The 11724-nt window shown below is 68.2% G+C and carries 6 protein-coding genes and 1 pseudogene; 5 read left to right on the top strand and 2 right to left on the bottom strand.

Annotated features, from left to right (window positions below):
* The 5 genes from I53_RS11870 to I53_RS11850 all read left to right on the top strand — a co-directional run.
* A partial coding sequence (locus I53_RS11870) for an AI-2E family transporter (RefSeq protein ID WP_043350887.1) occupies positions 1–326 on the top strand: 326 nt, incomplete at its 5' end.
* Positions 327–339: 13 nt separating this feature from the next.
* Entirely contained in the window at positions 340–1050 is a 711-nt protein-coding gene (locus tag I53_RS11865) for a hypothetical protein (RefSeq protein ID WP_043350885.1), read from the top strand.
* Between the two features lie 105 nt (positions 1051–1155).
* A complete protein-coding gene (locus tag I53_RS11860) occupies positions 1156–3534 on the top strand; it encodes an RNA degradosome polyphosphate kinase (protein WP_043350883.1) in 2379 nt (792 codons plus the stop codon).
* Positions 3535–3616: 82 nt separating this feature from the next.
* Positions 3617–5170, top strand: a complete 1554-nt coding sequence (ppx, locus tag I53_RS11855; protein WP_043350880.1) for an exopolyphosphatase — start codon at positions 3617–3619, stop codon at positions 5168–5170.
* Positions 5171–5702: 532 nt separating this feature from the next.
* Complete coding sequence (locus I53_RS11850) at positions 5703–8162, top strand: methyl-accepting chemotaxis protein (protein WP_251982304.1); 2460 nt, start codon at positions 5703–5705, stop codon at positions 8160–8162.
* Positions 8163–8272: 110 nt separating this feature from the next.
* Here I53_RS11850 and I53_RS11845 read toward each other — a convergent pair whose 3' ends face one another.
* Together I53_RS11845 and I53_RS11840 are read right to left on the bottom strand one after the other, a co-directional pair.
* Positions 8273–9715, bottom strand: a complete 1443-nt coding sequence (locus I53_RS11845) for an acetamidase/formamidase family protein (protein ID WP_043350875.1) — start codon at positions 9713–9715, stop codon at positions 8273–8275.
* 82 nt (positions 9716–9797) lie between these two features.
* Positions 9798–11724 (bottom strand): annotated as a pseudogene (locus I53_RS11840) (NADP-dependent malic enzyme); the annotation flags it as partial.

Below are 11724 nucleotides of genomic sequence, written 5' to 3'. Positions count from 1 at the left end.
CCGGGGACTGGCTGTATCTCGGCCTGACCGTGGGCGTGTTCCTCGTCGGGCAGTTTCTCGAAGGCAACGTCATCTCGCCGAAGCTCGTCGGCGATTCCACCGGGCTTCACCCGGTCTGGCTGATGTTCGCCCTGTTCGCCTTCGGCACGCTGTTCGGCTTCGTCGGGCTGCTGCTCGCTGTCCCGATCGCGGCCTCCATCGGCGTGCTCGTCCGCTTCGCCCTGGCCCGCTATCTGGAGAGCCGCCTCTACCATGCCGGACAGCCGATCTTGATCGAGCACGACGGCAAAGACGCTGCGGCCTTGACCTCCACGGGCGGGGGGTGATCCTGGGCGACACATGCGCGAGAACGCACCACCCCGACAATTGGCCTTCGACCTGCCCCTCGACCCACGCTATGGGCGCGAGGATTTCCTCGTGGGACCGGCCAACGAGGCCGCCTACGCGCTGATCGAGGCTTGGCCGGACTGGCCGGACAGTGTCCTGGTCCTCACCGGTCCCTCGGGCAGCGGCAAGAGCCATCTCGCGGCGATCTGGGCGGAGCGCGCCCATGCCTGGACCCTCCCGGCCGCCGAGCTGGGGGCCGACGCGATCCAGCACCTCATCTCGAACGGCGCTCTGGTCATCGAGGATATCGACCGGACGGAACGGCTCGACGAAGCGGCGCTGTTCCATCTGCTCAACCGGGCGCGGGAGCGCGCCTGCCCGATCCTGCTGACGAGCGGCACCGGGATCGACGCCCTCGGCCTCGCCACGCCGGACCTGCGCTCGCGGCTCCGGCTGGCGCCGCGCATCGCCATCGAGGCGCCGGACGACGCCCTGCTGCGGGCGGTCCTGGTCAAGCTGTTCGTGGACCGTCAGCTGGTGGTCGATCTCGGGGTGATCGATTCGCTGGCCCTGCGCATCGACCGGTCGCTGGGCCGCGCCCGGGACGTCGTCGCCGAGCTCGACCGCGACGCCCTCGGGCGCGGACGCCGGATCAGCCGGCCGCTCGCGCTGGCGGTCCTGCGGCGCATGGGACTGGACGACGAGCCCGATCCGGCCGGCTGAACGCGGAATGCGGCGGCCGTCACGAAACTGTCGTGAAGGCCGCCGGTCTAGGGTGATACACGCTCCGCCGCCGCGAGGAGCGACGCGTAGAGACAGGGATCGGGGATGGAATCGACGCAGAAGCCCGTGGACCGCGACGCCGCCGACGAGGCAGCCGAGCCCCGTCGGCGCGCGGCGGCCAATCCGACGGCGCGGCGCGCGCCCGCGACCCGGCGCACGCAGACCGACTCGATCGCCGCCGGGGCCGCTCCGGCAGCCGCGGCCGACGCCAGTGACGAGTGGCCGGCAGCCGCGGCTCCGGCGGAGCCCGTTGCCGGCGCGGCCCGCGAGCCGGTGCTGGAGGCCGGGCGGTCCCTCCGCCACTCGCCGGAGCGCTTCGTGAACCGCGAGCTGTCCTGGCTGCAGTTCAACCGGCGCGTTCTGGAGGAGGCGTCCAACCCGAATCATCCGCTGCTGGAGCGTCTCCGCTTCCTGTCGATCTCGGCCAACAACCTCGACGAGTTCTTCATGGTCCGCGTGGCCGGCCTGATCGATCAGGTGCGGGCCGGGATCACGGTCCCGTCGCAGGACGGCCTGTCGCCGTCCGAGCAGCTGGCCCGGATCGGCGTGGAGGTCTCGCGCCTCGCTGCCGACCAGCAGGCCCGCTGGCGTGAACTGCGCGCGGAGCTGCACGCCGCCGACATCGACATCGTCGAGCCCGCCGCCCTCTCGGCCGATCAGGCGGCGTGGCTGGAGGAGTATTTCCTCAACCACGTCTTCCCGGTCCTGACGCCGCTCGCGATCGATCCGGCCCACCCGTTCCCGTTCATCCCGAATCTCGGCACCACCATCGCGCTGATGCTGGTGCGTCCGAAGGACGGACGGCTGCTGCGCGCCCTCATCCGCCTGCCCGGCGTCATCGACCGCTTCGTCCGCCTGCCGGTGAGCGACAGCGAGACCGCGGCGCGGCTCATCACGATCGAGCAGGTGATCGGGATGTTCACCGGGCGGCTCTTCCCGGGCTACCTCGTCAAGGGCAGCGGCGCATTCCGCGTCGTCCGCGATTCCGATCTGGAAATCGAGGAGGAGGCGGAAGACCTCGTCCTGCATTTCGAGACGGCCCTGAAGCAGCGGCGCCGGGGCGTCGTGATCCGGCTCGAGGTCGAGGCGGGCATGTCGGAGGATCTGCGCAGCTTCGTCGCCGACGAGCTGGAGATCGCCGCGGACGCGATCTTCATCGTGGAGGGCATGCTCGCCCTGAACGAGCTGTCCCAGGTGGTCGGGATCGACCGGCCTGACCTGAAGTTCAAGCCCTACATTCCCCGATTCCCGGAGCGCATCCGCGAGAGCGGCGGCGATGTCTTCGCGGCGATCCGCCAGAAGGATTTCATCGTCCACCACCCCTACGAATCCTTCGATTCGGTGGTGCAGTTCCTCGCGCAGGCCGCCCGTGACCCGAACGTGGTCGCGATCAAGCAGACGCTCTACCGGACCTCGTCCAACTCGCCGATCGTCGCGGCGCTCGCCGAAGCCGCGGAGCTGGGCAAGTCCGTCACCGCGCTGGTGGAACTGAAGGCGCGCTTCGACGAGGAAGCGAATATTCGCTGGGCGCGCAACCTTGAGAAGGCCGGCGCGCAGGTGGTCTTCGGCTTCGTGGAGCTGAAGACCCACGCCAAGCTGTCGCTGGTGGTCCGTCGGGAGGGCGACAAGCTGGTCACCTACTGCCACGTCGGCACCGGCAACTACCACCCGATCACCGCACGGGTCTACACGGACCTGTCTTTCTTCACGGCGGACCCCGCCATCGCGCGGGACGTGTCGCGCATCTTCAACTTCATCACAGGCTACGCCGAGCCCGCGGAGCTCGAGCGGATGGCGGTCTCGCCGCTGACGCTGAAGAATCGCCTTCTCGAGCACATCGACGCGGAGGTCGCCCATGCGAAGGCGGGTCGCCCGGCGGCGATCTGGATCAAGTGCAACTCGCTGGTCGACAGCCAGATCATCGACGCGCTCTACGACGCCTCGGAAGCCGGGGTTCAGATCGACTGCGTGGTCCGCGGCATCTGCTGCCTGCGGCCCGGCATCCCGGGCCTGTCGGAGACGATCCGGGTGAAGTCGATCGTCGGGCGCTTCCTGGAGCACGGGCGCATCTACGCCTTCGGCAACGGCGTCGGGCTGCCGCACCCGAAGGCCACGGTCTACATCTCCTCCGCCGACCTGATGAGCCGGAACCTCGACCGCCGCGTGGAGGCGCTGCTGCCGATCACCAATCCGACGGTGCATCAGCAGGTGCTCGATCAGATCATGCTGGCCAACCTGCTCGACAACCGTCAGAGCTGGCGCCTGCTGGCTTCGGGCGGCTGCGAGCGGATCCAGCCGGCCGATGGCGAGGAGCCGTTCAATGCCCACAAGTACTTCATGACCAACCCCAGCCTCTCGGGACGCGGCAAGGCCTCGAAGAAGTCGAGCCCGCGCGCCCTGAGCCGGCGCGCGCAGCGCAGCTGAGTTTCGCCGCGCAGCGACACTGGGCTAAACCTCCCGCACGGCGCGCCGGCAGGCGCACTGGGCTCATGAAGGACTCGGACGCTTGGGCAGCCCTCGTGCCAACCTCACCCTCGCGCATGATGCGGAGACGATCGGCAGCGTCGCGCATCAGCCGGTGGCAATCATCGATATCGGCTCCAATTCGGTGCGGCTCGTCGCCTATGACGGCCTGACGCGGGCACCGACGCCGCTCTACAACGAGAAAGTGCTGTGCGGTCTGGGCCGCAACGTCCTGACGACGGGCCGGCTGAACGAGGAGGCGGTGACCCGGGCGCTCGCCGCCCTCGCGCGGTTTCGTGTGCTGTGCGAGACGATGCGCGTGGGCCAAGTGTTCGTGCTCGCCACGGCGGCGGCCCGGGACGCCGAGAACGGTCCGGATTTCCTGCGCGCCGCGGAGGCGGCCTGCGGCCAGGAGATCCAGCTGCTCTCCGGACGGCGCGAGGCAGAATTGTCGGCGCTCGGCGTCGTCTCGGGCTTCCACGCGCCGAACGGGGTCGTGGGCGACATGGGCGGCGGCTCCCTCGAACTCGTGGACGTTCGCGGGACCGTGGTCGGTCAAGGGGTGACCATGCCCCTCGGCGGCCTAGCCCTCCAGGATCTGTCCGGCGGCTCGCTCAAGAAAGCATCCAAGATCGTCCGCGAGTATATGCGCAAGGCCGCGCCGCAGCTCGAGACCCTGCGCGGGCGGACCTTCTACGCGGTCGGCGGCACCTGGCGGGCGATCGCGCGGCTTCACCAGGCGGCCCGCGGCTACCCCGTCCACGTGATGCATGGCTACGCGGTGGAGCCGAGCGACGAGCTGAGTTTCCTGCAGGTCGTCGAGCAGACGGATGTGGCGCTGCTGCAGGACGTCGACGCGATCTCGGAAGCACGGCGCCCGCTGCTCGCCTACGGCGCCGTCGTGTTGGAGGAGATCATCCGGGTCGGACGCCCGCGGGAGGTGGCGATCTCGGCATCGGGGGTCCGCGAGGGCCTGCTGTTCGAGCAGCTCGACCGCGACACCCGGCTGCTCGACCCGCTTCTGGCCTCGGCGTCGGAGTTCAATGTTCTCCGGGCGCGCTCGCCCCGCCACGGGGAAGAGTTGATCGCCTGGACGGACCAGTTCGTCGCGACCCTCGACGGTCACGAGACCGCCGACGAGCGCCGTCTGCGCCATGCGGGCTGCCTGCTGTCGGATGTCGGCTGGCGGGCACATCCCGATTATCGCGACGAGCAGAGCATCGCGGTGATCCAGAACGCGGCGTTCGTCGGTGTCGACCATCCGGGGCGGGCCTATCTCGCCCTGGCGGTTTCCCTTCGGCATACCGGGCTCGCCCCGGAAAAGGCGAACCCGATGCTCCGGAGTGTGGCCGGTCCGCGCCTGTTCGAACGGGCCCGTCTGCTGGGCGCGTTGCTCCGCGTCGCCTTCCCGATCTCCGCCGGCATGGACGGTGCCCTCGGGCGGGCACCGCTGGCCGTCGAAGACGGCCGCGTGGTGCTGCGGCTGCCCCATGCCTGGGAGGCCTTGAGCGGCGACCGCCTGTTGAACCGCGTTCGCGGTCTCGGACGCATTATCGGGCTCGACGGGCGCGTCGAGATTACGGGCGGATCCATCTGATCTGATCCGGGCCGAGACCGGACGGAGCGACAGCGCACCTACGAGTCCGCCGCCGCAGGTCGGGTGAGCAACGCGGCGGATTCTTCGCCCTCGGGAATGCGGCGCGTCGCGTTCCTGCGCGCCCTCGTCGCGAACGCGCGATACGCCTCACCGCGACCCAGGCCTCGCAGGCAGCAGTTCCGAAGACAGGCAGACCGGCGCAGGCCGATTCTCGGACACGATGGGCATTCCCCCTGAGAACGAGCACGACACAGCGAAGCATTTCGCTAGATATGGCATCTCTTGAGATTTCATTTTTTCGTTTTCAATTTCGAATAGGCCAGAATTGCTCATAAGGCCGCTCAATAACAGTTGTAATTATCAATACGACCTCGTCAAACCAACAATGATTCATTTTTAGCGCGTTCAATCGGCAGAGTTTCCCGCTAAGAGGCTGGAATAAATTTCTCCCAAAACGATCTTGGAATAAATCGGCATGAATTTGCTCGGCAAATTTTCAATCAGAGCAATAATGCTCACAATCATAATTGTAATGGCCGTTATGCTTCTGGGCTATTCGGGAGATAATCTGGTCTCTGCACACCTGACGGCGCAGCAGGCCCGGGAAGCCGTCAGTCTGTCCCGCGCGAGCCGGCACCTGCTCAAGACGATTCTTCCAGTACGGCTCGAACGGGGCTCCTCTCTTACCCTCGGCGGTGAGGACGTCGCCGACAGTGACAGCCTCGCCGCCATCGCCACGAACCGCGAGGCGATGATCACAAACCTCAAGGTCGTCCTGGACCTGCTGCGGGACCAGAACGTGCCCGCCGTGACTGCAACGCTCAACCGTCTCCATGCGGCTCAGGAGGCCGTGAACGCGCTCCGTCCCCGCGTGGATGCCGCCCTGCGTGTCCCGAAGGCGCAGCGAGACCCCACGCTGCTGCCGATGGTCCTCACCGCCTTTCAGGAACTGCTCGACGCGCTGACGGCGACCACGGACGCCGTGGATGCGGCGATCCCGCGATCCGACGCGATCCTGCAGCGCTATCTCGTCCTCAAGCGGTCCGCCTGGACGACCCGCGTCGCGATCGGGAACGTCGCCCTGCGGGTCCAGACATCGTTGGCCGCCGGAACCTCTTGGTCGCTTCCCGAGACGGTGGCCGCGGCCGAGGAGCGGGCTCAGGTCCGGACGGCCTGGCTGAACACGAGCGAGGCTGCCGCCGACCTGTCGGAGACCGCGCGCGCGGCGTTCGAGAAGGCCAAGCACAACAATTTCGAGGGTGAGGCCGCCGCCGGGGCCAAAACGATCTTCGATGCCCTGAGCCAGCAGCGGCCCGCGCCCTACACGTTCCAGCAAGTGCGGCGACGGAACACCACCGAGCAGATGACCATCGTCAATCTCGCCGATTCGGCCCTGGACGAGATGGTCGCCCGCGCCGAGACCCTTTCGGACTTGGCGCGCCACGGTGTTCTGCGCAATGCCGCAGCCCTCCTGGCGGCCGCGCTGCTCGTCGTCCTGGGGCTCATTGCCCTGGTCGGCGGCGTGCTGCGGCCACTCCGGATCGTCGCCGGCGCGATGCGGTCGCTGACTGCCGGCGAAACGACGGTCGATCTTCCCGTGGCCGCGTATCGGAACGAGTTCGCCCCGATCATGGCAGCCGTGCAAGCGTTCCGGGACAACCTGACCCGCACCCGCGAATTGGAGGTCGAGGCCGAGCGGGCGCGCCTGGATGCCGATGACCAGCGGCGGGAGAGCCTGCGCCAGATGGCCCAGCGCTTCGAGCAGGCGGTCGGCGGCATGATCGGCCAGGTCGGGACGTCAGCCTCCGCACTGCAGGTGACGGCGCAGACGATGACCGCGACCGCCACGCAGACGGCCGGACAATCGGCAACGGTCGCGGCCGCCGCCGAGCGGGCGTCCAAGAACGTCAACACCGTCGCGGTCGCCGCCGAGGAACTGGGTGCATCCGTGCAGGAGATCGGGCGTCAGGCCGATGGTTCGGCGGAGCTCGCGCAGGTGGCTGCGGCCGAGGCCGATCGGACCGCGGCGCGCGTGCGAGAGTTGAGCAGCGCCGTGGACAAAATCGGCGACGTCGTGGGGCTCATCTCATCGATCGCCGAGCAGACCAATCTGCTGGCCCTCAACGCCACGATCGAGGCCGCCCGCGCCGGCACCGCCGGTCGGGGCTTCGCGGTCGTGGCCTCCGAGGTCAAGGCACTGGCTGAGCAGACGGCCAAGGCCACGGCGGAAATCTCCGGCCAGATCGCGGCGGTCCAGGCGTCCACCGGTCAGGCGGTCGAAGCCATCGGGGCGATTACCGCCCGGATCCAAGAGATCAACGGCGTGGCGACCTCGATCGCGGCGGCCGTGGAAGAGCAGGGCGCGGCGACCCAGGAGATCGTGCGCAACGTCGGGCAAGCCGCCGTCGGAACCGGGGAGGTCACCAGCAATATCACCGGCGTCGCTCAGGCGGCGGAGAGCACCGGACAGGCCGCGAGTCAGGTTCTCGATGCGGCCTCCGTCCTGTCGAATCAGTCCGAGCACCTGACCGCCGAGGTCGGACGATTCCTGGCCAGCGTCCGCGTGTCCTACGCCGTTTCGGCCGCGCAGGTCAGGCTGGTGCAGGACAGCTTCGCGAAGGTGCAATCGCTGGGCGACACCGCCTCGGACTTGTTCTACGGGCGCCTCTTCGAGACCGCCCCCCAGGTCCGCTCGCTCTTCCCGAACGATATGAGCGCGCAGAAGCGGAAGCTGATGGCCATGCTGGCCCTGACGGTGGCGAACCTGGATAAGCCGGAAGCTCTGGTCGCGACGGTGCGCGACCTCGGGGATCGGCACGTCGGCTACGGCGCCCTGCAGGCTCATTACGAGCCCGTCGGCGCCGCGCTGCTGTGGACCCTGGAACAGGGTCTGGGCTCGGACTTCACGCCGGAGATCCGACAGGCATGGTCCGAGACCTATCGGGTCATCACCGGCCTGATGACCATGGCCGGAACCGCGAAGGCCGCATGAGCCGGTTTCCCTGCGCAGGCTCGATCGACATCGGCCTCTCCGCGCGCATGATCGCCCGGAGATGACCTGGAGGAGCGCGACGCCGTCCGTGATCGGGGCGTCGCCGCATCTCAGGCGACCCGATCGGAGAAGATCGCCTTCTTGACCACGGCGTGGACGCCCCAATTGCCGTCCACGACCTGCGTGATCCCGAAATCGACCGCCACCGACATCAGCGAGATGGCCTCGTCCTCGGTGAGCCCCTTCGCGTGCATCAGGAACTGGCGCATCTTCCGGAAGGCGTCGCGCATGGCGAGGTCGATGGAGGATTTCTGAAAGATCGCAGTCTGTGCGTCCGGGCCGAGATCGCGCAGGTAGTTCGGGTAGCTGAAGCCCGACAGCACCCAGTCTTCCCGGGTTTCGATCATCGGGAAATCGAGCGCTTCGAGCGGCGTTCCGGGCAGGTCGGCCTTCTTGTGCAGGATGAACTGAAAGGTGCCGGTGAGCGAGCACTCGATCGCGGTGCCGCACAATTCGGAATCGCCCTGGCTGGCATGGGGGTCCCCCACTGAGAACAGGGCGCCCGGCACCGCCACAGGAAAGTACAGCGTCGCGCCCTTGCCGATCCGCCAATTGTCGATGTTGCCGCCGGTATAGCTCGGCGGGATCGTGTTGACCCGGTCGGCCTCGGCCGGCGCGACGCCCATGGTGCCGAAGTGCGGACGGATCGGTACCCGGATGCCCTTGAGAACCTCGTAGGTCTTCTGCGTCTTGGAATGATCGACCGGCAGGCCGGGATAGTCGATGGTCGGGTGGGAGACGCCGAACGGATCGGTGACCCCGGGCCAGCGGAAGCTGTAGACCGCCCGGGCCCAGTCGCGCTCGCCGGTGGCGTCGACCTCGTAGATCGTGACGACCTCGCGCGGTTTATCGCCGGTGATCAGGTCGTTGTAATGATAGCCCCACCAGGCTGCCGCGTTGCTGCCGAAGGCGAGACCCTTGTATTTGGGATTGGCGCAGGGGCGGGGCGCCACGTCGAGGATCCGCACTTCCAACACGTCGCCGGGCTCGGCGCCGCGCATCGCCACCGGGCCGGTGCAGATATGAACGCCCTGACCGCCGCCGGGGCCGATCTTCGCGTCGAGGGCGCCGGCACCACGGGGCGAGACGCCCATCTTATCCTTGGTCCAGAGATAGACGCTCTCGGCGCCCGGATCGCCCTGGATCATCCGCTCGGCATCGTCGCTCGCCTGATGGGTGAGCGTCTCGATGGTGACGAAGTCCCCTGAGCCGATCTCGACCTTCGGCTTGAGGCTGCGGCTGAAGAAGCCCCAATGGACGGTCTCGGCATTCGCCGGCAGGTGATAATGCGCGGTGGCGGCGATCTTGGCCCCGCTCGCCTGGGCCAGAGCCGGGCTCACCAGCGAGGGGCCGCCCGCCGCGAAGGCCGCGGCGGCGCCGGTCGCCGCGAAGCTGCTCTTCAGGAACGCGCGCCGTTCCGGTTCCAGATCCCGCCGGAACCGGCGGCGATGCTCCTCGAAGGCGTGGCAGGTTGGATCGTCGCCCGCGCACATAGCGTCTTCTCCCGATGGTTTCGTAACCGCGGGAGCGGTAAGCAAATCGACGGCCACGCTCGCGGCCGTCGACCGGCGTTCCTCATTCGGAGATCATGCCGACGCCGCTCTCTTCGACCCTGGCCGAAACGGCCTCGTCCGCCTGAGCCTCGACGACGGCCGCAGCCGTGACGTTGACGATGCCGCGCGCGGTCACCGAGGGCGTCAGGATGTGAGCGGGCTTGGCCGGCCCGATCAGCAGGGGGCCGACCGGCAGGGCATCCGCCAGCACCTTGGCGAATTGGAACGCGATGTTGGCCGCGTCGAGATTCGGGAAGATCAGGACATTGGCCGCGCCCTTCAGCCGCGACCCCGGAAGCACGCGCTCCCGGACCATCTCGCTCAGCGCCGAATCCGCCTGCATCTCGCCGTCGACCTGAAGCTCCGGGTCACGCCGCTGCAGGAGCGCGAGGGCGTCGCGCATCTTCATCGCGGAGGGCGAATCCGACTGGCCGAAATCGGAATGGCTCAGGAGCGCGATCTTCGGTGTCATCCCGAAGCGGCTGACATGGCTGGCGCAGGCCTGCGCCACGTCGGCGATCTCCTCGGCGGTGGGGTTCTGGCGGACATGGGTGTCGGCCAGGAAGTAGGCGCCGTTATGGGTCACCACGAGGCTCATCGCCGCGCATTGCTCCACGCCCGGCGCGAGCCCGATCACGTCGCGGATGATGCGCAGCCGGGTCTCGAACCGGCCCTCCAGGCCGCAGATCAGCGCGTCGGCCTCGCCCCGGCGCACCGCGATGGCGCCGATCACGGTGTTGTTGGTGCGCACCAGCGTGCGGGCCGCGTCCGGCGTGATGCCGCGCCGGCCCGCGACCTCGAGATAGGTCTGCACGTAGGCGCGGTAGCGGGGATCGTCCTCGGGATCGATCAGCTCGAAGTCGCGGCCGTGCTCGATCGACAGGCCGAAGCGCTTCAGCCGGGTCTCGACCACCCGCGGACGGCCGACCAGGATCGGCCGCGCGACCTTGTCCTCGACGATCGCCTGGACGGCGCGGAGCACCCGCTCGTCCTCGCCCTCGGCGTAGATCACGCGCTTGGGCTCGACCTTCGCCTTCGAGAAGAGCGGCTTCATGATCAGGCCCGACCGGTGCACGAACCGGTCGAGGCTGTCGACATAGGCATCGAAATCCGCGAGCGGCCGGCCGGCCACGCCCGAATCCATGGCCGCCTTGGCGACCGCCGGGGCGATGCGCAGGATCAGCCGCGGGTCGAAGGGGCTGGGGATCAGGGATTTCGGCCCGAACGGCCGGGCCTCGCCGCCATAGGCGCGGGCGACCACATCGGAGGTGGTCTCGTGGGCCAGACCCGCGATCGCCTTCACGGCGGCCTTCTTCATCTCCTCGTTGATCTTGTGGGCGCCGACATCCAGCGCGCCGCGGAAGATGTAGGGGAAGCAGAGGACGTTGTTGACCTGGTTCGGGAAATCCGACCGGCCGGTGCAGATCATCGCGTCCGGCCGCTCTTTCTCGGCCAGATCCGGCATGATTTCCGGATAGGGATTGGCGAGCGCCATGATCAGCGGCTTCTCGGCCATCTCCTTCAGGTATTCGGGCTTCAGCACGCCCCCGGCCGAGAGGCCGATGAACACGTCGGCACCCGGGATCACCTCGGCGAGCGTCCGCTTGTCGGTCTCCTGGGCGTAGATGTCCTTCCAGCGGTCCATCAGCTCCGGGCGTCCCTTGTAGACCACGCCCTTGATGTCGGTGACCGTGATGTTCTCGCGGGTCGCGCCGAGCGAGACGAGCAGGTTCAGGCAGGCCAGGGCCGCCGCGCCCGCGCCGGAGGTGACGATCCGGACGTCCGACAGGTTCTTGCCGGCGAGTTCCAGGCCGTTGAGGACGGCGGCCGCCACGATGATCGCCGTGCCGTGCTGGTCGTCGTGGAAGACCGGGATGTTCATCCGGGCCCGGCACTGCTCCTCGACCTCGAAGCACTCGGGAGCCTTGAGTCCTCGAGGTTGATGCCGC

This window comes from Methylobacterium sp. B1, assembly GCF_000333255.1.
GTDB lineage: Bacteria > Pseudomonadota > Alphaproteobacteria > Rhizobiales > Beijerinckiaceae > Methylobacterium > Methylobacterium fujisawaense.
The sequence above is the reverse complement of the archived record's forward strand: the minus strand, read 5'-3'. Positions and strand labels throughout refer to the sequence as shown.